Source organism: Arthrobacter sp. B2I5, from assembly GCF_030816735.1.
In the GTDB taxonomy this organism is placed as follows: domain Bacteria; phylum Actinomycetota; class Actinomycetes; order Actinomycetales; family Micrococcaceae; genus Arthrobacter.
Map to the genome: position 1 here is coordinate 2,885,280 of NZ_JAUSYF010000001.1, position 22,897 is coordinate 2,908,176.

General features: G+C 65.8%; 25 protein-coding genes, 2 tRNA genes and 1 pseudogene. 12 read left to right on the top strand and 16 right to left on the bottom strand.

What is annotated here, in order from left to right; translation table 11 throughout:
* The first annotated feature begins 19 nt into the window (after positions 1–19).
* Positions 20–424 (top strand): DUF4383 domain-containing protein, encoded by a 405-nt coding sequence (locus QFZ60_RS13555; RefSeq protein ID WP_307091059.1) that lies wholly within the window; start codon positions 20–22, stop codon positions 422–424.
* A gap of 77 nt (positions 425–501) precedes the next feature.
* Positions 502–1,122, top strand: a complete 621-nt coding sequence (locus QFZ60_RS13560; RefSeq protein WP_307091060.1) for a hypothetical protein — start codon at positions 502–504, stop codon at positions 1,120–1,122.
* A 116-nt stretch (positions 1,123–1,238) separates the two neighbouring features.
* Here QFZ60_RS13560 and QFZ60_RS13565 read toward each other — a convergent pair whose 3' ends face one another.
* Positions 1,239–2,855 carry a cation acetate symporter gene (locus tag QFZ60_RS13565; protein WP_307091062.1) on the bottom strand — a complete coding sequence of 539 codons (1,617 nt, stop codon included), beginning with the start codon at positions 2,853–2,855 and terminating at the stop codon, positions 1,239–1,241.
* Positions 2,852–3,232, bottom strand: coding sequence for a DUF485 domain-containing protein (locus QFZ60_RS13570; RefSeq protein WP_142120976.1), 381 nt, complete (start codon positions 3,230–3,232; stop codon positions 2,852–2,854). Before QFZ60_RS13570 ends, QFZ60_RS13565 begins: the two co-directional genes overlap by 4 nt.
* A gap of 133 nt (positions 3,233–3,365) precedes the next feature.
* Between QFZ60_RS13570 and QFZ60_RS13575 the strand changes: the two genes are divergently transcribed.
* The 5 genes from QFZ60_RS13575 to QFZ60_RS13595 are packed head-to-tail and all read left to right on the top strand — an operon-like array spanning position 3,366 to position 7,878.
* Positions 3,366–4,547: a sensor histidine kinase gene (locus tag QFZ60_RS13575; protein WP_307091063.1), complete on the top strand. Its 1,182-nt coding sequence runs from the start codon at positions 3,366–3,368 to the stop codon at positions 4,545–4,547.
* 33 nt (positions 4,548–4,580) lie between these two features.
* Positions 4,581–5,297 (top strand): LytTR family DNA-binding domain-containing protein, encoded by a 717-nt coding sequence (locus tag QFZ60_RS13580; protein ID WP_142120972.1) that lies wholly within the window; start codon positions 4,581–4,583, stop codon positions 5,295–5,297.
* On the top strand, positions 5,294–5,665 hold the full coding sequence (locus QFZ60_RS13585; protein WP_307091065.1) for a hypothetical protein: 372 nt from the start codon (positions 5,294–5,296) through the stop codon (positions 5,663–5,665). The genes QFZ60_RS13580 and QFZ60_RS13585 overlap by 4 nt, the downstream gene beginning before the upstream one ends.
* A gap of 7 nt (positions 5,666–5,672) precedes the next feature.
* The gene (locus tag QFZ60_RS13590) at positions 5,673–7,184 is read left to right on the top strand and encodes a cation acetate symporter (protein WP_307091066.1); all 1,512 of its coding nucleotides are present in this window, start codon (positions 5,673–5,675) and stop codon (positions 7,182–7,184) included.
* Positions 7,185–7,188: 4 nt separating this feature from the next.
* Positions 7,189–7,878, top strand: a complete 690-nt coding sequence (locus tag QFZ60_RS13595; RefSeq protein WP_307091068.1) for a hypothetical protein — start codon at positions 7,189–7,191, stop codon at positions 7,876–7,878.
* A gap of 23 nt (positions 7,879–7,901) precedes the next feature.
* Here QFZ60_RS13595 and QFZ60_RS13600 read toward each other — a convergent pair whose 3' ends face one another.
* The 6 genes and pseudogenes from QFZ60_RS13600 to rpsB all read right to left on the bottom strand — a co-directional run bounded on the left by QFZ60_RS13600 (position 7,902) and on the right by rpsB (position 12,909).
* Positions 7,902–8,486, bottom strand: a complete 585-nt coding sequence (locus QFZ60_RS13600; RefSeq protein ID WP_307091070.1) for a DivIVA domain-containing protein — start codon at positions 8,484–8,486, stop codon at positions 7,902–7,904.
* A 120-nt stretch (positions 8,487–8,606) separates the two neighbouring features.
* Positions 8,607–9,527, bottom strand: a complete 921-nt coding sequence (locus QFZ60_RS13605) for a phosphatidate cytidylyltransferase (RefSeq protein ID WP_307091071.1) — start codon at positions 9,525–9,527, stop codon at positions 8,607–8,609.
* Entirely contained in the window at positions 9,527–10,084 is a 558-nt protein-coding gene (gene frr, locus QFZ60_RS13610; protein WP_056338542.1) for a ribosome recycling factor, read from the bottom strand. Before frr ends, QFZ60_RS13605 begins: the two co-directional genes overlap by 1 nt.
* 129 nt (positions 10,085–10,213) lie before the next feature.
* A complete protein-coding gene (gene pyrH / locus QFZ60_RS13615) occupies positions 10,214–10,951 on the bottom strand; it encodes a UMP kinase (protein WP_018771653.1) in 738 nt (245 codons plus the stop codon).
* Positions 10,952–11,085: 134 nt separating this feature from the next.
* A complete protein-coding gene (gene tsf / locus QFZ60_RS13620) occupies positions 11,086–11,922 on the bottom strand; it encodes a translation elongation factor Ts (RefSeq protein WP_142120961.1) in 837 nt (278 codons plus the stop codon).
* Between the two features lie 128 nt (positions 11,923–12,050).
* Positions 12,051–12,909 (bottom strand): annotated as a pseudogene (rpsB, locus tag QFZ60_RS13625) (30S ribosomal protein S2).
* 460 nt (positions 12,910–13,369) lie between these two features.
* Here rpsB and QFZ60_RS13630 point away from each other — a divergent pair.
* Positions 13,370–13,951, top strand: a complete 582-nt coding sequence (locus QFZ60_RS13630) for a M23 family metallopeptidase (protein WP_307091074.1) — start codon at positions 13,370–13,372, stop codon at positions 13,949–13,951.
* A gap of 22 nt (positions 13,952–13,973) precedes the next feature.
* Here the strand turns inward: QFZ60_RS13630 and QFZ60_RS13635 are convergent, their stop codons facing one another.
* The gene (locus tag QFZ60_RS13635) at positions 13,974–15,164 is read right to left on the bottom strand and encodes an acyl-CoA dehydrogenase family protein (RefSeq protein ID WP_307091075.1); all 1,191 of its coding nucleotides are present in this window, start codon (positions 15,162–15,164) and stop codon (positions 13,974–13,976) included.
* Between the two features lie 229 nt (positions 15,165–15,393).
* Here QFZ60_RS13635 and QFZ60_RS13640 point away from each other — a divergent pair, with 229 nt between their 5' ends.
* The gene (locus QFZ60_RS13640) at positions 15,394–15,549 is read left to right on the top strand and encodes a hypothetical protein (protein ID WP_307091077.1); all 156 of its coding nucleotides are present in this window, start codon (positions 15,394–15,396) and stop codon (positions 15,547–15,549) included.
* A 38-nt stretch (positions 15,550–15,587) separates the two neighbouring features.
* On the opposite strand, the gene QFZ60_RS21700 is transcribed toward QFZ60_RS13640, so the two are convergent.
* The 6 genes from QFZ60_RS21700 to QFZ60_RS13665 form a co-directional block, all read right to left on the bottom strand.
* Positions 15,588–15,926, bottom strand: coding sequence for a DUF6221 family protein (locus QFZ60_RS21700; RefSeq protein ID WP_373427683.1), 339 nt, complete (start codon positions 15,924–15,926; stop codon positions 15,588–15,590).
* 740 nt (positions 15,927–16,666) lie between these two features.
* Positions 16,667–16,740: transfer RNA gene (locus tag QFZ60_RS13645), tRNA-Ile, on the bottom strand.
* A gap of 74 nt (positions 16,741–16,814) precedes the next feature.
* Positions 16,815–18,011, bottom strand: coding sequence for a glycosyltransferase (locus QFZ60_RS13650; RefSeq protein WP_307091078.1), 1,197 nt, complete (start codon positions 18,009–18,011; stop codon positions 16,815–16,817).
* Between the two features lie 111 nt (positions 18,012–18,122).
* The gene (locus tag QFZ60_RS13655) at positions 18,123–19,031 is read right to left on the bottom strand and encodes a DMT family transporter (RefSeq protein ID WP_307091080.1); all 909 of its coding nucleotides are present in this window, start codon (positions 19,029–19,031) and stop codon (positions 18,123–18,125) included.
* Complete coding sequence (locus QFZ60_RS13660; protein ID WP_307091081.1) at positions 19,031–19,654, bottom strand: CDP-alcohol phosphatidyltransferase family protein; 624 nt, start codon at positions 19,652–19,654, stop codon at positions 19,031–19,033. The genes QFZ60_RS13655 and QFZ60_RS13660 overlap by 1 nt, the downstream gene beginning before the upstream one ends.
* Before the next feature lie 79 nt (positions 19,655–19,733).
* A complete protein-coding gene (locus tag QFZ60_RS13665; RefSeq protein ID WP_307091083.1) occupies positions 19,734–20,585 on the bottom strand; it encodes a phage holin family protein in 852 nt (283 codons plus the stop codon).
* 180 nt (positions 20,586–20,765) lie between these two features.
* Between QFZ60_RS13665 and QFZ60_RS13670 the strand changes: the two genes are divergently transcribed.
* The 3 genes from QFZ60_RS13670 to QFZ60_RS13680 all read left to right on the top strand — a co-directional run bounded on the left by QFZ60_RS13670 (position 20,766) and on the right by QFZ60_RS13680 (position 22,730).
* Positions 20,766–21,989 (top strand): multidrug effflux MFS transporter, encoded by a 1,224-nt coding sequence (locus tag QFZ60_RS13670; RefSeq protein ID WP_307091084.1) that lies wholly within the window; start codon positions 20,766–20,768, stop codon positions 21,987–21,989.
* A 60-nt stretch (positions 21,990–22,049) separates the two neighbouring features.
* Positions 22,050–22,259, top strand: coding sequence for a hypothetical protein (locus QFZ60_RS13675; RefSeq protein WP_307091086.1), 210 nt, complete (start codon positions 22,050–22,052; stop codon positions 22,257–22,259).
* A gap of 63 nt (positions 22,260–22,322) precedes the next feature.
* On the top strand, positions 22,323–22,730 hold the full coding sequence (locus QFZ60_RS13680) for a hypothetical protein (protein WP_307091088.1): 408 nt from the start codon (positions 22,323–22,325) through the stop codon (positions 22,728–22,730).
* A gap of 73 nt (positions 22,731–22,803) precedes the next feature.
* Here the strand turns inward: QFZ60_RS13680 and QFZ60_RS13685 are convergent.
* Positions 22,804–22,876, bottom strand: a tRNA-Asn gene (locus QFZ60_RS13685).
* Positions 22,877–22,897 lie beyond the last annotated feature (21 nt).

Below are 22,897 nucleotides of genomic sequence, written 5' to 3' on the forward strand. Positions count from 1 at the left end.
CCATCGGAAGGAATTGGCCATGCGCAACTCACCCAACCGCCTCGTCGCCACCATTTTCGGAGCCGTCTACCTCCTGGTGGGCCTGCTGGGCTTCGCTGTCACGTCCGGCGTCGGGTTCGTCGCCACCGAGGGCGCGAACCTGATCATCTTCGAAGTCAACCCACTGCACAACGTCATCCACCTGGCTATCGGCGCCGCGCTGCTCCTTGCCGGGCTTCGCGGGACGGACAGTGCCCGCACGGTTAACGCGACCGTGGGCGCCGTCTACTTCCTGGTGGGCATCGTTGGACTGTTCCTGCTGAACTCGCCGCTGAACATCATCGCCCTGAACGGCGCCGACAACGTCCTCCACCTCGCCAGCGCCGTACTCCTCCTCGGCGTGGGCCTGTCCCTGGACAAGTCCCCCGCCGCCGCCCGGGCCTAGCCGTGGCGTCGCCGGGAATGGCATCGCTCCGGCCGGCTGCCCCGGCTGGCCGGAGCGCACCAACAGCTCTGACAGCCGTGCCGGAGGCCCAGACGTCCCAAGCGGGCCCTGCCGTTCGCCTGCTCACCGGATTCGCGGGCTTCGGAGCAGGATCGCTCAACCTTGCCATCTCGTCCAGTGTCTTTGCGGCATCAGCGGGACCTGCGGCGCCACCGGCCGTTTTTGCCGGCACGGTGGCCGGCGCCTGGGGACTGGCACTGCTGGCCGGCGCCGTGATGTTCCTGGCCAGGGACCGGCTGGCCGGCGGGCCCTGGGCGCGGTATGTACTGGCCAGCGCCGCCGCCGTCCACTTGGCCGCGATAGCATTCACGCCGGTTGCCCCCGCCGCCGCCAACCTCAGCCTTACGCAGCTTTCGGCGCTGCTGCTCACGCTCATGATCATTGCATCGCTCGGGTGGCTCCGGCGGGTCGCCGTCCGGCAACGCGGTGATTTGCAGTACAGGGAACGGCAGCCGGTTCCCACTGCTCCGGCGGGGACCGGAATGCGGCCTGGCCGGCTCCTGCTGGCAGCTTTCGCCGGCGCCGTCCTGGTGGCAGGAATAACGACGCCGGGCCTCGCCGCCTCCACGGCCGGCCAGCACGCCGTCCCGCACGGCAGCCACGGGAACCTCGGGCCGGACGACCACCACCGGCGCTGAACCTCCTCCCTGGAAGCCAGGGGGCACGGAAAGAGCCTCCAAACCGCGGTCTCTGCGGCTGGAGGCTCCTTCCGTCTACGCCGGTAAAGCCGGCATATCGGTCAGTGGTCCACCTGTTAGTGGTCCACGGCCTTTTCGGCCCCGATGCCCGTAAGCGAGCGGACTTCCATTTCGGCCTGCTTGGCGGGATCTTCCTTCTTCTTGTCCAGGGTGGTCCCCAGCCAGCCCAGGAAGAAGGCCAGAGGAATGGACACGATGCCCGGGTTGCTCAGCGGGAAGAGGGCGAAGTTGGCGCCCGGGATCATCGAGGTCTTGGCTCCGGAAACCACCGGGGAGAACACGATGAGCAGGATCGCCGAGGCCAGGCCGCCGTACATGCTCCACACGGCGCCCTGGGTGGTGAACTTCCGCCAGAACAGGGAGTAGATGATGGTGGGCAGGTTGGCTGATGCAGCGACGGCGAAGGCCAGTGCCACCAGGAAGGCCACGTTCTGGCCGTTGGCAAAGATGCCGCCAAGGATGGCCAGGATGCCGATCACCACCACGGTGCGCCGGGCCACCCGGACTTCCGTGGCGGCGTCGGCCTTGCCCTTGGCGATGACGTTGGCGTAGATGTCATGCGCAAAGGAAGCGGCGGCCGTGATGGTCAGGCCTGCCACCACCGCCAGGATGGTGGCGAACGCCACCGCGGAGATGAAGCCGAGCAGCAGCGGGCCGCCCAGGTGGAAGGCCAACAGCGGCGCGGCCGAGTTAACTCCGCCGGGGGCGCTCTTGATCGTGTCGGCACCCACCAGCGCGGCGGCGCCGTAGCCCAGCACCAGCGTGAAGAGGTAGAACAGGCCGATGAGCCAGATGGACCAGACCACTGACTTGCGGGCTTCCTTGGCCGTGGGAACGGTGTAGAAGCGCATCAGGACGTGCGGCAGGGCTGCCGTACCCAGGACCAGGGCGAGGCCCAAGGACATGAAGTCCAGCTTGGAGGTGTCCGACTTGCCATACTGCAGGCCCGGGTTGAGGACAGCAGGGTTGTTGGCGGTTTCCACGGCGCCGCCCAGCAGGGCGGAAAGGTTGAAGCCGTAGATGGCAAGGACCCACAGGGTCATGACGGCGGCGCCCGCGATCAGCAGCATGGCTTTGATGATCTGCACCCAGGTGGTGCCCTTCATGCCGCCGATCAGGACGTACATGATCATGAGGGCGCCGACGACGATGATCACCAGCGCCTGTCCGCCCCAGTCGCTGATGCCCAGCAGGAGCGAAATGAGGCTGCCGGCGCCGGCCATCTGGGCCAGCAGGTAGAAGAAGCAGACGGCCAGCGTGGAGATGGCTGCCGCGATCCGCACGGGGCGCTGCTTCAGCCGGAAGGAGAGCACATCCGCCATGGTGAACTTGCCGGTGTTGCGCAGCAGTTCGGCCACCAGCAGCAGCGCCACCAGCCAGGCCACCAGGAAGCCGATGGAGTACATGAACCCGTCATAGCCGTTGATGGCGATGGCGCCGGTGATGCCCAGGAAGGATGCCGCCGACAGGTAGTCGCCGGCAATGGCGGTTCCGTTCTGAGAGCCCGTGAAGGAGCGCCCGGCGGCGTAGTAGTCGGCGGCGGTCTTGTTGTTGCGGCTGGCCCGGAACACGATCACCATGGTCACGGCCACAAACAGGCCGAAGATGCCCATGTTCAAAAGGGTGGTGTCCTTGAGGGCGGCGACGTCCACCGCAGCTGGAATTGTGATCATTTGTTGGTTCCGCCCACTCGGTTTCCGTCCTTATCGAATTCGTGGCCCTCGATCTCATGCCTGATTTCGGAGGCGATGGGGTCCAGCTTCCGGTTGGAGTAGTGCACGTACCAGCCGGTGATGGCGAAGGTGGAGATGAACTGGAGCAGGCCCAGGATCAGGCCGACGTTGATGTTGCCCCATACCTTGGTGGACATGAAGCCCACCGCGTAGTCGGCGAGCAGGACGTAGGCGAAGTACCACAGCAGGAAGGCCACTGCCATGGGGAAGACAAAGCTGCGGTGTCGCTTGCGCAATTCCTGGAACTGCCCGGTCGACTGGACTTGTTCGAAGTCCACGGACGCCGCTGCGTCCGGAGTATGGGCATCGTGACCCATCGTTCCTCCTCATTGAGATGTGACACCAATCACTCTGCCGTCCGTTGCCCTGTCCATTCCATAACCTGGCCGCCACGGTCGCTCAACGGTTGCGATGCTGCGGCAAACGGCACCCGCCGCTACGCTGGGCACCATGCCGGACTCCCCCCTCCTCACCGCTGCGGCCGTTGCGGTGATCGCCATGGCCATCGCCGTCGTCGTCGGCGTGGGACTGAAGGTGCTCCGCTCCTTCCGGGACCTGGGCACTGACGCCGAGCGCGCCACCTACCACACGCTCCACGCGGCCTCCCAGGCCGGGCAGCACCTGCGCCGCGGCCTGAACCCCGCCGGGGCGGCGAAAGCGAGCCGTCAGCTGCGCGCCCTCCTGGCCTGCGATGCCCTGGCCATTACGGACACCTCGGGCGTACTCGCCTGGGACGGCGGAGCCGAGGACATCAGGCCGCGCCTGATGGAACTTGCCGCAGGGGTCCTTGCCTCCGGCCGGACCGCCGTCCTGTCCGCGGGCGGCGATGGGACCGGCGGCCGCCTCGCCGGCGTCATTGCCCCCGTACGGGCGGGCACCCGGATCGTGGGCGCTGTGGCCGCCTTCGCCCCTTCCGCGGGGGCAGGCCTGGTCAGGGCAACGGGGGAAGTGGCTGACTGGGTGGCGGTCCAGGTGGAACTGGCCGAACTGGACGCCTCCCGGACCCTGCTGATGGAGGCGGAAGTCCGGGCCCTGCGCGCCCAGATCAGCCCGCACTTCATCTACAACTCGCTCAACGCCATCGCGTCCTTCATCAACACCGATCCGGAGCGGGCCAGGGAGCTGGTGGTGGAGTTTGCCGATTTCACCCGGTACTCGTTCCGAAGGCACGGCGACTTCACCACCCTCGCCGAGGAGCTCCGCTGCATTGACCGCTACCTGCTCCTGGAACGGGCCCGGTTCGGTGAGCGGGTCCAGGTCAGCCTGCGGGTGGCGCCCGAGGTACTCAGCACCGTCATCCCCTTCCTCAGCCTGCAGCCGCTGGTGGAGAACGCCGTCCGGCACGGGCTTGAGGCCAAGGCCGGGCCCGGCCACATCACCATCACCGCCGAGGACACCGGCGCTTTCGCGGAGGTCACCATCGAGGACGACGGCGTGGGGATGGATCCGGAGCAGCTCCGGTCGGTGCTGGCGGGACACGCCGACGGGGACCACGTGGGGCTGAGGAACGTGGATGCCCGCCTCCGCCAGGTGTACGGCAACGACCACGGACTGGTGGTGGAGACGGCGCCGGGCGAGGGAACGCTGATCACCATGCGGGTGCCAAAGTCCCAGCCCGGGCACGATGCGTGAGGCCGGCACCCCAGCTGGAAGTACCCTAGGAGAATGATTAACGTCCTCGTCGTTGATGATGAGCTGCCCGCCGTTGAGGAACTGGCCTTCCTGCTGGGCAGGGACGATCGCATCGGAAAGGTGCTGCGGGCCACGTCCGGCGCTGAAGCACTGACGGCCCTTTCTGCCGGAAGCATCGACGCCGTCTTCCTGGACATCCACATGCCCGCCGTGTCCGGCCTGGACATCGCCGGCGCCATCGCCCGGAACAGCAATCCCCCGGCCGTTGTCTTTGTCACCGCCGACGAGGACCACGCCCTGGCGGCGTTCGAACTCGCCGCCGTGGACTACCTTCTCAAGCCGGTGCGCGCCGAACGGCTGGCCCGTTCCGTGGGGCGGATCTGCGAACTGCGCGACGGCGGTGCGGCACCTGAGATGATCACCGTTGACCAGGGCGGGACCACCAGGATGATCCGCCGGGACGACGTCACCTACGTCCAGGCCCAGGGGGACTACGCGCGGCTGCACACCGCCGACGCCAGCTACCTCATCCGGGTGCCGCTGGCAGATCTTGAACAGCAGTGGGCGGACGCCGGATTCATCCGCACCCACCGCTCCTACCTGGTGGCCCTGAAGCATGTGTCCTCGATGAAGCTGGCGGCTGACGGGCCGCGCGTCACGGTGGCCGGCGCGGGCCTTCCCATCAGCCGGCGGCATCTGCCCACCGTGCGGGAGAAGCTGGAGGCCACCAGGATCAGGCCACACGCATGACCCGCGTCCGGGTCACCGCCCCGCACGCGTCCCCCCGGTCCCCGGTGCCGGGCGGGCGGCGTCCGCTCGAGTCACGCGAAGCGGCGCAGGATTCCGAAGTGGGACAGGTATTCGTCCGCTCCCTGATCAGGTCCCAGCTGCGGCTGGCCCTGGTGGTGGCTGGCGGCTTCCTGCTGATCCTTGCCGCGTTCCCGTTGATCCTGGTGATGGTGCCCGGCCTGGCCGAAGCCCGGATCGCCGGTGTCCCCTTCGGCTGGCTCCTGCTGGGTGCCGGGATGTACCCCGTGATCGGACTGAGTGCCTGGCTGTACGTCAGGACGGCGGCCCGCAACGAGGCCCGGTACCGCGACCTTGCCGGTGAGCAGTGAGGCGCCCATGAATGCCGGGGTCGCCATAACAGCAGTGGCGGTGGTGTCCCTCGCCACTGCCATTATCGGTTTCTACGGGCTGCGGATCTCACGCACTACAGGAGACTTCTACGTTGCCTCGCGCACTGTGCGCCCGTGGTGGAACGCGTCCGCGATCGGCGGCGAGTACCTGTCCGCCGCCAGCTTCCTGGGCGTGGCCGGGCTCATCCTGCTGTCCGGGACCGACGCGCTCTGGTTCCCCGTGGGATATACGGCCGGCTACCTGATGCTGCTGCTCTTCGTCGCCGCCCCGCTGCGCCGTTCGGGCGCCTACACCATCCCGGACTTTACCGAATCCCGGCTTTCGTCCAGGACGGTCCGCCGGGTCACCAGCGTGGTGGTGGTCCTGGTCGGGTGGCTCTATATTGTTCCGCAGCTCCACGGAGCCGCGCTGACCATCCAGATCGCCACGGGTCTGCCGCCCTGGGTGGGCTCCGTGGCTGTCGTGGTGGTGGTGTGCCTGACGGTGGTGGCGGGCGGGATGCGGTCCATCACCTTTGTCCAGGCGTTCCAGTACTGGCTCAAGCTCACGGCCCTGGCGGTGCCCATCCTGTTCATCATCTTCGTGCTCGCCGGGAACGGTGCCGAGCCGCAGTCGCTGCCGGCGGTCAATCCCACGGACCTGGCGCCGGCCGGGCTGTACCAGAATGTGTCCCTGCTGGTGGCGCTGCTGTTCGGCACCCTGGGGCTGCCCCACGTGCTGGTGCGTTTCTACACCAATCCGGACGGGCAGTCGGCCCGGCGCACCACGCTGATCGTCCTGGGCCTGCTGTCCGTGTTCTATCTCTTCCCCACCGCTTACGGCCTGGTGGCCCGAATGTACGCGCCGGGCCTGGCCCGATCGGGACAGCCGGACGCCATGGTCCTGCGGCTGCCCGGCGAACTCGTGGGCGGGCTGCCGGGGGACCTGCTCTCCGCCCTGGTGGTGGCGGGCGCCTTCGCCGCGTTCCTGTCCACGACTTCCGGCCTGGTGGTGTCCCTCGCCGGCGTCATCAGCCAGGACGTCCTGGGCGGCAGCGTCCGCGGGTTCCGCCTCGCCGCCGTCGTATCCGCCGTCGTCCCCCTGGGTTTTGCCTTCATGACCGGCTCCCTGGCACTGGCCGGCAGCGTCGGCCTGGTGTTCGCCTTCACGGCCTCCACGGTGTGCCCGGTCCTGCTGCTCGGCATCTGGTGGCGCGGCCTGACGGACGCGGGGGCCATTGCCGGCATGCTGACCGGCGGCATGCTCTGCGGAGGGGCGATGATTGTGGGCTCCCTGTCCGGTGCCGGCCTGTCCGGTTTAGGCATGTCCGGCTTAGGCCAGACCCCTGCCTGGCTCGCGCAGCCTGCGGCGTGGAGCGTTCCTGCCGCCTTCGCCGTCATGGTCATCGTGTCCCGGGCCACCGCCCACCGGATCCCCGCCACCATGCCACGGACCATGTCCCGCCTCCATACTCCGGAGCGGCCGCTGGCGACCGAACGGGGATCGGGAGGACAATAACGCCATGTCCATCGAGGACGGCGGTATGTCCCACCGGCAGGGTGCGGTCCCGGCCTCCGTGCGGGCCCAGCTGCTCGCCACGGAACACTGGGGCCTGCTGGCATCGCGCAGTACGGCCCAAGGCGAGGTGCTGACCCGGATCAGCATGTTCCTTACCTTCACGTCGGCAAGCCTGGTCAGCGTGGCGCTGGTGGGGCAGGCCACGGGGTTTTCGGATGCCTTTGTCCTGCTGGCCGTGGTGGTCCTGTTCATCGATGTGGCAATCGGACTGCTGACCCAGCTCCGCGTCATGAACGTTGCCTACGAGGACCTCATGTACGTCACCGCCATGAACCGGCTGCGGAGTGCGTACGTGGACCTTGACCCGGGCGTGGCTCCCTACCTCATGGCCGCACACCACGACGACGAGGCCGGCGCCCACCAAACCTATTATTTCTTTGGAAGCCGTGGCAACTTCAGCCAAGTGGCCGGCAGCAGCATGATCTTCATGACGACGGCGAACGCTGCCTTGATTGCCATCCTTGCGGGCCTGCTGGTGACGCTGGCGGGGGCGGGCACGGCAGTTGCCTTCGTGGCGGGCGCGGGGTGCGGAGCTGGGTTCCTCGCCGTGTCCGTCGTGCGCGGGGGTCGGCGCTACCGCGCTCTGTGGCGCCATTTCACGCCCCTCTCCCCCACTCCGCCGGCAGCGGAATAAGCGCCGCTTCCGGCCGCGGACCGTCAGTCGATGGCGGCCATCAGTTCAACGACACGGTCCAGGAAGGCGTCCACCTGTGATTCCTCATACCCGTCCCGGCCAACCGCCGGGCGGAAGACTGCACGGCGGACGCTGTCCACGCTCAACGGCTTGTCCTGCTCAAGGTAGGCAATGAGTTCGTGGCACAGCCGGTCGACGTCGTCCGTGTTGTAGCTGCGGGCTTTCCTGCCGGTGGGCCGGCGGAAGCGGTCTCCGTCGGGCCGGTGCAGCCGCCCCCGGAGGATGCCGGAGAGGTTGCCGATTTCGCGCAGCCAGGCTTCTTCCCCGTGGGCCGCGATCAGTTCATCCCGTTCCCGGCGGGCGAAGGCGTCCTCGAGCCGGTCAAGGGCCGCGTCCACCACGGCGGCAGAGTAGCCGCCCTTGACGGGGTCGAAGGACACGGCCCTGACATCGGCGCTGCTGACGGGGTCGGTGGCGGCCTGCGGCGTTTCCAGGGAGACCCGTGCCCGCTGCAGGAACTGGTCCACCTGCTTGGCGTTGTACCCGTACTCATTGCGCTGCACGCGCTCAAAGGACGCAGGGATCTGCCGATGAATGTCCAATGCCACTTCGATTCCTTCGATGCTCTTCAGCCGTAGTGCTTGCGCACCAGTTTAGGATGCCGGGGCTGGTCCAGCCGCCCGGGCCTTTTTTGTGTCGGATGCCGGGCTGCGCCGGGCCGGACAGGGTTATGCGCTGGCCACGAGCCCGTACAGGATGAAGGCCACCGGCGAGGCGAAGACAATGGAGTCCAGCCTGTCCATGACTCCCCCGTGTCCCGGCAGGATGCTGCTCATGTCCTTGACGCCCAGTTCACGCTTGACCATGGATTCGCCGAGGTCCCCCGCCGTGGCCGCGGCTACGGTTCCCACTGCCAGCACCACGCCAACCCACCAGGGCTTATCCAGCACGAAGAGGGCAGCCAGGACGCCGATCAGCATGGCTCCTCCTGCGGACCCCGCGAAACCTTCCCAGGATTTCTTGGGGCTGATCTTCGGCGCCATGGGGTGCTTGCCAATGGACGCGCCCACCAGGTAGCCGAAGGTGTCGTTGGACACCACCAGCAGCAGCATCACGGCAATCTCCCATGCCCCGATCGGGGCTACGCCGCCGGGCCATAGCCCCAGCGGTGTAGTGCCGGCGGCATGCAGCGGCAGTGCGGCGAAGCTGATGAAGAACGGTACCCAGCCCAGGGTGAAGACGCCGGCGAAGATGCTGTTGGCCGATCCCGCCGCACTTTCGATCGATCGCCACAGCAGGACCGCCACGGCACTGAGCAGCAGCGCAAAGAGCTGGCTCTCGATGCCGCCGAAGTAAGCGGCGAACGGCATGGCCACCGTGCCGGTCATGACCGGCACGATGGGCATCCTGGTTCCGTTGTGCTCCAGCGCCCGGTAGATCTCCCACACGCCGAATACCGCGAAGGCGGTGACGATTGCCACGAAAGCCAGCGGGAGGAACAGCAGCCCGCCCAGGACGGCCAGCAGCATGGCCAGGCCCACCACGACGGCGGCGGGCAGGTTCCGCCCCGCCTTTGGCGTCGGATTGCTCCTGGGCTGCTTCCCCCGTGTGCGCGCCCTTGGTGCGGGGGCCTGATCTGCCTGGCCCATCAGACTTCGAGCAGCTCTGCTTCCTTGCGCTTGAGCAGCTCGTCGATGCCGTCCACGTGGGCCTTGGTGAGGCTGTCCAGTTCCTTCTCGGCGCGCGTGCCTTCGTCTTCGCCGGCCTCGCCGTCCTTGACCAGGCGGTCCAGGGCTTCCTTGGCCTTGCGGCGGATGTTGCGGATGGAGATCTTGGCGTCTTCGCCCTTGGTCTTGACGATCTTGACGTACTCCTTGCGGCGTTCCTTGGTCAGTTCCGGAATGGTGATCCGGATGACGTTGCCGTCGTTGGACGGGTTGGCACCAACCTCGGAGTCGCTCAGGGCGCGTTCGATGTCCCGCATGGCGGTCTTGTCGAACGGGGTGATCAGGATGGTCCGGGCGTCCGGGATGGCGAAGGACGCGAGCTGCTGCAGCGGGGTGGGCGAGCCGTAGTAGTCCACCAGGACCTTGTTGTAGAGACCGGGATTGGCGCGGCCGGTACGGATGGAAGCGAAGTCTTCCTTGGCTACTTCAACCGCCTTGTCCATCTTTTCTTCGGCCTCGAGCAAGGTTTCTTCGATCACGGTCTCTCCTGACGGTTCTGGTGCAGTCCGGGGCGCCGGTTCCCTGCACTCACGTGGTTCTTTGTTGCCGTTTCCGTTCCCGCCGGGAAGGGCAGGAACGGAACTGTCCTGGATTCATCCTAGCCGCAGCTAGGCAGTGACCAGCGTGCCCAGCTTTTCGCCGAGGATGGCGCGGGTGACGTTGCCTTCACCCTCCATGCCGAAGACCACCATGGAAAGGTTGTTGTCCTTGCACATGGTCATGGCGGTCTGGTCCATGACGCGGATGTCCCGGCGCAGCGCGTCGTCGTAGCTGAGGGTTTCCAGGCGTTCCGCGGTGGGGTCCTTCTTGGGGTCAGCGGTGTAGACGGCGTCCACCCCGCTCTTGGCCATCAGCACCACGTCGGCGTGGACTTCCAGGGCCCGCTGTGCTGCCACGGTGTCGGTGGAGAAGTAGGGCAGGCCGGCGCCGGCGCCGAAAATGACCACGCGGCCCTTTTCCATGTGGCGGATGGCGCGGCGCGGAATGTAGGCCTCGGCCACCTGGCCCATGGTGATGGCGCTTTGGACGCGGGTTTCCACGCCTGCCTGCTCCAGGAAATCCTGCAGTGCCAGGCAGTTCATGACCGTTCCCAGCATGCCCATGTAGTCGGCGCGGGAGCGGTCCATGCCGCTCTGGGAGAGTTCAGCGCCGCGGAAGAAGTTTCCGCCGCCCACTACGATGGCCACTTCCACCTGCGGGACGGCTGCGGCGATCTGCTTGGCGACGTCGCGGACGGTCTCGGGGTCGACACCCAGTTTTCCGCCGCCGAAGACCTCGCCGGAGAGCTTCAGGAGGACCCGCCGCTTGTTCTTCTCGGAATGGATGACAGTGTTGACGGCTTCCATGATGCCTTCCGGTTGGTGACTCTGAAAAAAGGGTATCCTGCCGGATCCGTTGGTCGGAACCGGCCGCGCTCCATGTGGACTGTGCGCATGCAAAAGGGGCGGCCACCGAAGTGGCCACCCCCATGCAGAATCGACTAGGAGCCGACGCGGAAACGCGTGAACGCGGTTCCCTTGACACCGGCCTCTTCGAGGACCTGTGCCACGGACTTCTTGGCGTCCTTTGCGAATGCCTGGTCAACCAGGACCTCGCCCTTGTAGAAGCCCGTCACGCGGCCTTCCACAATCTTGGTGAGGGCAGCTTCGGGCTTGCCCTCGGCCTTGGCGGTTTCCTCGGCAATGCGGCGCTCGGACTCGACGAGCTCGGCGGGAACGTCCTCACGGGTGAGGTAGTTCGGAGCCATGGCGGCGATGTGGACGGCGACGTCGTGGGCGGCGGTGGCAGCGGCTTCGCCTTCACCGTCGACAGCGAACAGCACGCCAACCTGGGCCGGGAGGTCCTTGGAGGTCTTGTGCAGGTACGCGTCGACCGTTGCGCCCTCGATGCGGGAGATGCGGCGGACAACAACCTTCTCGCCCAGGACGGCGCCCTCTTCGACGACAACCTCGGACAGCGGCTTGCCGTCCACCTCGGTGGCGAGCAGGGTTTCGAGGTCGGCAGCGCCGGACTCGACGGCGACGGCCAGGACCTTGTCTGCCAGCTGGATGAACTTGTCAGCTTTGGCAACGAAGTCGGTCTCGCAGTTGACCTCGATCATGACGCCGACGCCGTTGCTGACCTTGGCGGCCACCAGGCCTTCAGCGGTGGAGCGGCCTTCACGCTTGGTAGCGCCCTTGAGGCCCTTGATGCGGATGATCTCGATGGCCTTCTCGGCGTCACCGTTGGCTTCGTCAAGAGCCTTCTTGACGTCCATCATGCCGGCGCCGGTGCGCTCGCGCAGGGCCTTGATGTCCGCGGCAGTGTAGTTCGCCATGTGAACCCCTCTGTCTAGAAAATGTGTGGTGGTGTACGGACTGACAGGACGGCCGCCCACGCAGGTGGGCTGCCATCCTGTCAGCAGTTCCGGCTGCTGACAGCGCGGAAAATCCGGATTGAAGTGTGTTACTTGGCGTCTTCGGCGGGAGCCTCGGCGGCGGCCGGAGCTTCGGCTTCTTCAGCCGGAGCAGCGGGGGCTGCAGCAGCTTCCTCGGCCTTGCTGCCTTCGAGGAGCTCGCGCTCCCATTCGGCCAGCGGCTCTTCCGGAGCTTCGGTGGCGCCCGCGCCGCGGTTGTTGCGGGCGATCAGGCCCTCTGCAACGGCGTCGGCGACAACGCGGGTCAGGAGGTTCACGGAGCGGATGGCGTCGTCGTTGCCCGGGATCGGGAAGTCGACTTCGTCCGGATCGCAGTTGGTGTCCAGGATGGCCACAACCGGGATGTTCAGCTTCTTGGCCTCGTCAACGGCGAGGTGTTCCTTCTTGGTGTCCACGACCCAGAGCAGGGACGGAGCCTTGGTCAGGTTGCGGATACCGCCGAGGTTGGACTCCAGCTTGGTGAGCTCGCGCTTGAGGAGCAGCAGTTCCTTCTTGGTGTACGCGGAACCGGCGACGTCGTCGAAGTCGATCTCTTCGAGTTCCTTCATGCGCTGGATGCGCTTGGCGACCGTCTGGAAGTTGGTCAGCATACCGCCGAGCCAGCGCTGGTTGACGTAGGGCTGGCCCACGCGGGTTGCCTGCTCGGCAATTGGCTTCCTGGGCCTGCTTCTTGGTGCCGACGAAGAGCACGGTGCCGCCGTGCGCAACAGTGGCCTTGACGAACTCGTAGGCACGGTCGATGTAGGACAGCGACTGCTGAAGGTCGATGATGTAGATGCCGTTGCGCTCGGTGAAGATGAAGCGCTTCATCTTCGGGTTCCAACGGCGGGTCTGGTGTCCAAAGTGGACGCCGCTGTCAAGCAGCTGGCGCATGGTTACGACGGGCATTCCGGCGCTCCTTATTTTCCGGCAGGTCATTCATGAGAAAACCCGAAGGCTTCTTACCCTGCCAATAGTTGACGGTTGATCAGCGTGGCCCGGACGGGCCGTGCTCCTGGCATCCCCCGCACTTCCCATCAGGATCGAAGCCTGACCGAAGGAAGCGCGATCCTCCATGGACGGCGCCGGGGCGTCGCCTGCCGGAGGGCTGGATGCGCGTAGTCAGCCGCCGCTCCCCCACACTCCTGAATGAGATGTGCCGACGCAATCCGGACAGGGCCATCTACCGCGGGGGTAGACCACTGGGACGGGAAACGTTGAGGGCGCAGCAAACTGCTCCATCAAGTGTACTACAGGCGCCCCCGCCCGCCGGACACTGCTGCGGCTGCCGGCCTGCCCGTCCCGATGGTTGTGCACATAGGAGGAACCGCCCCTGCCGGTACCGTACGGAGCCCTGCAGGCTGGTGACATGAAACCACCAGTTCTCCTGGCCTCGCTCCTGCTCCTGCCGGCATCCGTTGCCTCCGCCGGTCCGGCCCTCCCTTATGGCACCGTCACACACAGCACCGTCACGCACAGCACCGTCTCCCAGAGAAACAGTACGACGGCGGCTGCCGCAGCGGGTGCAGCGCCTTCCTGGCAGTGGCCGCTGGCGCCGCGCCCGCCGGTGCTGCGCGGTTTCGATCCCCCGCCAAAGCCCTGGCTCGGCGGGCACCGCGGCGTTGACCTGGGTTTCGGCGCACCCGGAGCCCCCGTTATGTCGCCTGCGGCGGGAACGGTGAGTTTCGCCGGCGTCGTGGTGGACAGGCCTGTGATCACCATTGACCATGGCGGCGGGCTGCGCAGCAGCTTCGAACCCGTGGACAGCACCCTGACGGTGGGCGAAGCCGTTGCGGCGGGCCAGGTGGTCGGGACGGTGCTGCCGGGACATTGCCCCGCGGCCCAGTGCCTGCACTGGGGGGTCCGCAACGGGGACGAATACGTCAATCCGCTGCAGTTCGTCCTGGACCTTCGCCCGTCCGTCCTGCTTCCGCTGCCGGGCCCGCCGTGACGCAGCGGACCCAGGATCGAAGCTAGACGATGGCGGAGATGCCCGTGATGGCCCGGCCCGTCACCAGGGTATTGATTTCAGCCGTGCCCTCGTACGAGTAGATGGCCTCTGCGTCGGCGAAGATCTTGGCCATCTCGAAGTCGGTCACGATTCCGTTGCCGCCAAGGATGCTGCGGCCCAGCGCCACGCTATCCCGCATGCGCGCCGTGGCGTAGGCCTTGGCAAGCGCGGACTGCTCGTCCTTGGCCGCACCCTCGTCCTCCAGCTGGGACAGCCGGACCATCATTCCCATCGAGCTGACGGTGTTTCCCAGGATCCGGACCAGCTGGTCCTGGATGAGCTGGAAGGAGGCCAGGGGCCGGCCGAATTGGTGGCGCTCCACGGCGTAGCGGCGGGCAACGTCGAACGCGGCAAGCTGGAGCCCGACGGCCTGCCAGGCGACAGCCAGCCGGGTTACCTTGAGGACTTTGTTGACGTCGCGGAAGCTGTTGGCGTTCGCCAGCTTGAAGTGCTCCGGCACCACCACGTCCGCCAGGACAATGTCGGCGTTCTGGACGGTGCGCAGCGAGATCTTGTTCTCGATCTTTGCCGCGCTGAACCCGTCGAGCCTGGTGTCCACCATGAAGCCCTTGACCTGGTTGTCGGCGACGTCCCGGGCATACACCACCACCCAGTCCGAGAAGGTGGCGTTGCCGATCCACCGTTTTGCACCGTTGAGGATCCAGTTGTCGCCCTCTTTCCGCGCCGTGGTGCGCGTCCCGCCGGCAACATCGCTGCCGCCCAGCGGTTCAGTCAGGCCGAAGGCGCCGATCTTCTTTAGCGAGTAGATGTCGGGAAGCCACTCGTCCTTCTGCTCCTGGGAGGCCAGCAACTCGATGGAACCGGTGAACAGCCCGTCGTGTACGCCCAGGAAGGTGGCGATGGAGGCATCGGCGCGCGTGACCTCGGCATGCAGCATGCCCGCGAAGAGGTTGGAGTACCCCTGCCGACGGACCGGGCTGGCCAGGTCCAGGCCGGCAAGCTTCGGCACCAGGTCCGCGGGGAACTCGCCGCGGTTCCAGCAGTCCACCGCAATGGGCTTAACCTCGCGCGCCAGGAACTCGCGGACTTCGGTGAGCCGGTCCTGCTCCTTCCCGGAGAGGAGCTGCTCGAAGGCATAGAAGTCCCCGTCGGCGTAGGGAAGTTCGTGGAGATCGGCTGCGGAGGTGGCCATGGGTACCTTCTTTGATGATCAGCGCTGACCATGCCGCGGAGCGGAGCACGGTATGTTACTGACCAGTAACATACCGTAGGAGGCGGAGTTATCCAAGAAAACCGTCGATCTAGGCGCCATTCAGGTTTTCGACTTTGCACCCATGGAGCAAGTCGACTCTGCCAAGAAGGTTGCAGAGGTTTATAAGAAGACGCTCCCTTGGTGGAAGGCGCTGTCTCCCTAAAATGTGGTGCAAACAATCAGCAAGGTCACCTACGAGCAGCGTGCTCACGATCGAAAGATCCGGTGGCAGACGGCCACCATAATGCTCGCCCTGAACATCCCGGCCGCTGTCATCACTGCCACCCTCACAGTCCTGTGGACCCCTACGCCCTTGCCTTTCTAGGACAATCCGCCCCACCTCTTCGGAGGTGGGGCGCTCGCTTATGTGTATGCAGCATGCCCACTTTGGGGTGGCCACTGCGACATGCGGTGCGACGGCCAGGTCTCCTGGTAGTCCGCGTGGTCCTTGTAGACCCGGGCAAGCACTGCAAGGACCTCGACGCCGGAATCGCTGCAGTGCAGCATGCAGTGCAGCAAAATTGCACGCTTGGCAGCGCACTCATTCAAGACCCGTTGTCGCATCGGGGGCGAGAGCTCCGTGCCTCGACTGCTGACGGGCCCACCCGGGAAAATAGCAGTGGGCACGGAGGTCAAAAAGCCGCAACGGGCAGCGTCCTCATCGTCGCGGATGCGTGCTTCAAGGAATGCGAATACGTCCACGTCGAACCTCCGGCTAATAAGTATTGGTGCCGGCGGGGGCTGGGGTTGAGTCCTGGGTCTCGGAAGGTACTCTCCTCGCCGGCACTTAATTCAAGCATTACAAGTAGTTCGTTCTCCCGAGTAGCAAGTACTCGGATCGGTCCCGCTCCTCTACTTGATTCCCCCAATGCCACAACGACATGCATGTGGTTCTGAGTGGCTAAGTGGGTCCTATGGCGCTCTTCGAGGATCAAACCAATTGCGTTCAGGACGGCGCGAAGTATGAGCACACCGACCCACGGCCGGAGCTGGCCCCTGGGAGCGTCCGGAGGTTCGTCTACGGCGGAGAACCAAAAGATCATCGCCAAGGTGCCCCTGAAAGTCGGCGGCACGGTCGAGGTCCACGGCTGCGCCAACCATCGCAATCAGGACTGGGTCAATGTCGCGTGGACGGATGACGTGTTCCAACAAGTAACGTGCTGGGTGAAATGCCAGGACGTCCGGAAAACCGCCGATGGTGAGTCGCTGGGAACCAAAAGAACAATCATCCGGGGCGTCCAACCGGCCACTCCCTTGATGCTTCGGGGCGGGAGAGCCCTCTCACCCCGTCCGGAACTATCCAAAAACGATCCATCCTCGGGGAACGCCTAAGAAAAGCAGGGAGCACTCGAAGCGAGGATTTTGTCAAGCAACACCGGCTGCAGGAAATAGAACAGGCCCACTTCCCTTGCAAATGAAGGGAAGTGGGCCTGTTACTGCGGTAGGGCTACTCGGACTTGAACCGAGGACCTTAGGATTATGAGTCCCGCGCTCTAACCAGCTGAGCTATAGCCCCAAACCCCGTGGGCACGTGGCCAAACAGGCACGCTCCGGCAGGGCAGAAACACTCTAGCAAACCCGGGAAAGGGTTCAGACCACTTTGTCCTCGTACGTGGCGCCGCGGTACAAGTCCTCGAAGGTCTGCAGCGTCCCCTGGATGCTGTGCGGCTCCACCATCTGGCGGCTGGCCCGGCCCATGGCCCGCTGTTGCTCCTTGGGCAGCTCCAGGACCTGGGTGATCTTCTTGGCGAGGTCATCACTGTCGTTGGGTGTGAACAGGTAGCCGTTCTCGCCGTCGCGCACCAGGTGCGGCAGGGCCATGGCGTCCGCAAGGACCACAGGAGTGGAGGCGGACATGGCTTCGAGCGTCACCAGCGACTGCAGTTCGGCCGTTCCGGGCATGCAGAACAGGTCCGCCCGGATGTAGGCCCTCCGCAGTTCCTCGTCGCTGGCAAGGCCCAGGAACTTTACCCGGCTTTCCAGCCCAAGCCGGCGCACCAGGTCCTCCAGGGCGGTGCGCACTTCCCCGCCGCCCACAATCTCCAGGTGCACGTTCAATTCGGGAGGCGTCTTGCTGATGGCCTTGATGAGTACGTCAACATGCTTTTCCTCGGCCAGGCGTCCGGCGAACAGCACAGTGGGGTTCCCATGCGGCTCGATGTGCTCGCCGGGCTGGACTTCGTAGGCTGCTGAGTCGATGCCGTTGGACAGCGGCAGGACTTTGCGGAGGAAGGCGTGCTCGTGCATGGCCCTGGCGGCCAGCGGCGTGGGCGTGGTGACGACGTCGGCCTGGCCCATGACCTTGCCCATGTCCTTCCAGGAAACACGCCCGATGATGTCCTTGAACCACTGCGGGAACGGCAGGAAGGGGTTGAGGTTTTCGGGCATGAAGTGGTTGGTGGCCACCACCCGGACGCCGCGTTTCACCGCTTCGTAGAGTACGTGCTCGCCGATCATGTAGTGGCTTTGGATGTGCACCACGTCCGGCTTAACCCGGTCGAAGAGCAGGCTGATTTCCTTCTTGATTTCCCACGGGAAGCAGAGGCGGAAGGTCTCGTGGGTGAAGGCCTTGTGCGAGCGGAGCCGGTGCACAGTTGCTTCCTCGCGGAACTCCGTGAAGCTCTTCCCCTTGCTGTCGCGGGACGCCAGGACGTGGACGTTGTGCCCGCGGGCAGTCATTCCCTTGGCCAGGCGGTATCCGAACTGCGCTGCGCCGTTGACGTCAGGCGGGTAGGTGTCCGCTGCGATGAGGATGGTCAGGGGATGCTGGTCGGCTGGCGTGGTCATGTGGAGTACTCCTGATGGTCACGGTGCGGACAGCGTGGAACTGGCAGCACGGTTGGCCGCTGGCGCAGGGCGCCGGGGCTTCGTGGGATAGCTGGTCTGTGCGGGAATTGGCTAGTGGGACGGCCTGCCGGCGGCCTTCCGCGCGTCCTTCTTGCGCTTGGTGACCTCCGGGTGGTGCCGGGAAAGGGCGATAACCCCAACGATAGCAAGGCAGGCCGCCGTTCCCATCGCAATAGCCATGACGGCATGGACATCGGGGCGCAGTTCGCCCAGGATGATGATGCCGATGGCAATGCCCACCATGGGGTCGACGACCGTGAGTCCGGCAATCACCAGGTCCGGGGGGCCGGTGGAGTAGGCGCTCTGGACGAACCAGGAGCCGAGGACGCCGGCGGCGATGATGGCCACTACCGAGTACCACTGCACGTTCAGCAGGAACAGGCCGTTGGGGTCCAGGAGGTGTTTGCCGATAATCCTGGTGAGCACCGCAACGAAGCCGAACAGGATGCCGGCGCCCAGGACGTAGACGAACGCGTTCATGCGGTGCCTGAACATCACCGCCAGCGTGCCGAACAGGCCTACCGCCAAGGCGAGCAGCAGCACGATGGTGAGCTCGTCCGCCAGGCTGACATGGTGGCTCTCCTGGGTGACGTTGACCGCGAGGAGGACAAAGAGTGCTGAGCCGGTGACGCAGGCGCCGATGGACACGGCGGTGGCACGGTTGATGGTCAGGTCCTGGTCCCGGGCGTTGACCACTGTGGTGATCACCAGGGCGATGGCGCCGATGGGCTGGACCACAGTGAGCGGGGCCGAGACCAGCGCCACGGCGTTCATTGCCATTCCGGTGCACAGCAGCAGGAGCCCGAACATCCACCGGGGATTGCGCAGGAGGCGCAGGAATCCGTTGGAACTCAGGGCAAGGCCGCCGGTGTCAGCCTTGACGGCACTGCCCTGGCGCTGGGCACCCAGGGCCAGGCAGAAGGCGCCAAGCACCGCCAGGCCGACGGCAACCCAAACCATCAGCCGTTCCCGCCGTCGTGCTGTTTCAGTTCCCTGCCCTTTCGCAGGATGGCCCAGAAGTAGTTGTACGCAGCGACCCAGTGGCCAACAAGGCCCAGCCCCAGCACCACCCACGCGGCGGCGAAGAGCTCCTCGGCGAAGCCGGTATCCAGGCGGGAGAGGACCAGCAGCGGAGTGCCCAGGAGGAGCAGCCCGGTCCGGACCTTGCCCACCACGCTGACCGGAAGATCCGGGTGCCCCCGGAAGAAGGAAAGCGTCAGGACCAGCAGCACGGCGTCCGGGACCACCAGGGCGGCCAGGTACAGCCAGTGCACGACGCCGGCAATCACCAGGGTGAAGGCGACGGCCAGCAGTGCCAGCCGGTCGGCGATCGGGTCGAGGACCCTGCCGAGTTTTGAGGCTTGGTCGAACCGGCGGGCGATGTAGCCGTCAATCCAGTCCGTGCCGGCCATGACGGCCAGGACGATCACGCCGGCCCCGTACTCCTTCTGGGCCAGGACGAGCCACATGAAAAGCGGGACGCCCATGAACCGCACAACGGTGAGCAGGTTGGGGATGGTGAAGACGATGTCGTGGTCCACCGGCGGACGGCCGGGGCGGGCACCTGCACCAATAAACTTCACCCGTCCCCTCTCCTTCCTGCGCCGCATCGCGGTCTTTCGGTTATGAGTCGTCCATTGGAACGTTGTGCACTGAACTGGCCTAGCTGGAGCGGAGCAGCTTTCGAAGGAGGACCACCAGGACGGTTCCGGCCGCCACGAAAGCTGTCAGCGGCTTCCACCGCTTGGACAGGTCCGCCGATCCGGAGAACGCTGCAAGCCTTTGGCCCGCCGCATCCACGCCGCGCTGCGCCAGCACCTGGCCCTCGCGGGCTTTGACCTGTGCGACGGCCAGCACGTAGCGGGCCTGGGTCTTGAGGTCCAGCTCCGTGCCGAGTTCGTCGCGGACCTCGGTGAGGTGGTGGCGCCGCTGGCTCAGCCGGTGCACAAGCTCGGGTTCGGAGGCGTGCGGGAATTCCTTGTCGTGCTCGGCAGCCTTCGCTGCCTTCTCGGCCTTGGCCTTTGCCGCTGCTTCGGCTTTGGCGGCCTTCGCAGCCTTCGCCTCGGGGCTGTCCGGGTCCAGGACAGCCGGGTTGAAGGCGGACCCTTCCCGGGCAACACCGATGTCGTGCCTGATGCCGCGGATGGTTTCCTCCGGCATCAGCGGCATGGCCTTCTTGAACCGTGCGACCCCAACCAGTCCACCGATGAGGGCTATCAACAGGAAAGCGGCGGACACCAGGAGGGCCGCCAGCCACGCGGGCATGATGGTGGCCAGGCCCATGATGGCTGCGACGATCAGGCCTACCACCAGGAACGCAAGGAAGAGGAGCGCCACGGCGAAGAAGGCCGCGGCCACGCCTACCTGGATTCCCTTGCGCTTGAGTTCGATCTTGGCGAACGCGATCTCGTCATTGAGCTGGCGGGGCGCCAACCGGAAAAGGACTCTTGCCGTCCCGGGCAGCGCAGTGATACGCAATCCCGGACTGGTACGCCCGCTGTGACGTCCGCTCATCGGTTCCGCCTTACTGGTCTCATGGGTCGATACTGCTTCCGTTTACTGCGGAAATGTGCAGCCGCACAGTCCACGCCACCAAAACTACCATTCAGGTTCAGGGCGAACTTGGGGGCTTGCCGGACGGCGCGGCCTACAACGCTGCAAAAACAGTCCTGGCCGGGCCTAGGATTGTTCTCCGTGACCAATCCCCCCAATCCGGGCGACCTGCTGAGCCGCCGCCGGAAGCTCCTGTACATCCTCCTCCTGGGCGCCCTCACGGCCCTCGGCCCGTTCACCATCGACCTGTACCTGCCGGCCTTTCCCGCGCTGGAGGCAAGCCTGGGGGTGACCGAGGCGCAGGTACAGCTCACCCTGGCCGGCACCACGGTCGGTTTTGCGTTCGGGCAACTGGTGGTGGGTCCCTTCAGCGACAGGTTCGGCCGGCGGACCCCGCTGATCCTGGCCACGGCACTCCACATCGCTGCATCCCTTGGCGCCGCCCTGTCCGCGGACATCACCACCCTGGGGATCTTCCGTGTGCTGATGGGAGTGGGCGCGGCCGGCGGCGGCGTGGTGGCCATGGCCATGGTGCGCGACCTGTTCTCCGGGTATGCCATGGTGCGGATGTTCTCCCGCATGTCCCTGGTCAACGGGCTGGCACCCATTCTTGCCCCCGTCATCGGTTCGCAGCTGCTGCTGGTGATGCCGTGGCCGGGCATCTTCGTGTTCCTCGCCGCTTACGGGACGCTGGTGATCGTGGCGGCGCTGCTCCTGGTGCGTGAGACCCTTCCGCCGGAGAAACGGGGCCAGAGCGGCATGACGGCCGGCCAGCGCTACAAGACCCTCTTCAGCGACCGGATCTTCGTGGGTCTGCTGATGGTGGCCGGCTTCAATTTCGGCGGCCTCTTCACCTACCTGTCGGCCTCGCCCTTCCTTTTCCAGGACGTGTTTGGATTCTCCGCCCAGCAGTACGGGCTGCTGTTCGGCATCAACTCCCTGGGCATTGTGGCAGGGGTGCAGACCAGCGCGCGGCTGATCAGGATCGTCCCGCCGCAATGGATCCTGGCCGGCGCCACCGCCTGGATGTTCCTGATGGCCCTGCTGATCGTGGTGTTCGACCGCGCGGGCCTGGGGCTGTGGGGCGTCATGGTCCCGCTGTGGTTCTACATCATGGGTACGGGCTTCATGTTCCCCTGCGTGCAGGTGCTGGCGCTGGCAGGCCATGCAGCACAGGCCGGAACGGCGGCGTCGCTGCTGGGTGCCGCCACGTTCCTCATGGCCGGACTTATCTCCCCCGTGGTGGGCTGGGTGGGGATCACCAGCGCCGCGCCGATGGGTGCGGTGCAGGCGGTGTGCATCCTGCTGGCCATCGCCGCCCTGTGGCTGGTGGTGCGGCCCCGCGCGGTCCCGTCAATCCACTGAGTTCAATGAACCGACAGCCCGTCGATCCGCTGAAGCCGGACTTTCCTTGAAAGGCAGCCCATGAGCCCCAAGCCGCACCGCAACGGGAGGGGACTCTTCCTCGGGGCGGTGCTTGGCGCCGTCGTCGGCTATTTTGCCGGCCGCGCCCTTGGCAACCCCGCCATGGGGATCGTCCTGGGACTACTGGCAGGCGCCGCCCTCCTTTACCGGGTGAATCCCGGACCAAGGAAGCCCGGACCAAAGAACGGCGGGCCCCGGAAGCGCCGCTGATTGTTTTGCCTCACCGGGCGGCTTTCCCTGCCCTGCGGCTGCGTCCGGGGATAAAATGATCCCGTGCCCAACTGGCAGAACCAACCGCCACTTCCGGCCACCTGGCAACGGTGCGACGCCCGGATCCTGCCACTGTGGTGGGAGCGGCTGTGTGCGCAGGCGGGACAGCAGTCGGCGGCGCTGTACGCGGCCGGGCTGTTCACCGAAGACCGGCGCAGGCCCATTGCCCAATGGTTCAACCCCGCCTTCAATGCAGCTTTGCTGGTGGCGCCGGAGACGTCGCCTGAATGGCCGGTGCAGCGCTTCGGGATTTTCTACGCCCCGCCTGACGCAGGCTTTGTGAGGATCCACTCCGCGCCGCATGAATGGAGTCCGCGCGAACCCCGGAAGTCGCCCACCGAGAAGGAGTCATTCGAGGCAGCCATCGCCGAGGCCGAAAGGTTCCTGCAGGTGGAGATGGATTTCGTCTAGCCAAGCTTCCCCGCCCGCGACAATAAAAAAATCCCCGTTCCTCCAAGTGGAGGGACGGGGATTTTTCGTAGCGCTCCTCCTGCTGGACTTGAACCAGCAACCCTTCGATTAACAGTCGAATGCTCTGCCAATTGAGCTAAGGAGGAATGAAGCAGGTATGACATTAG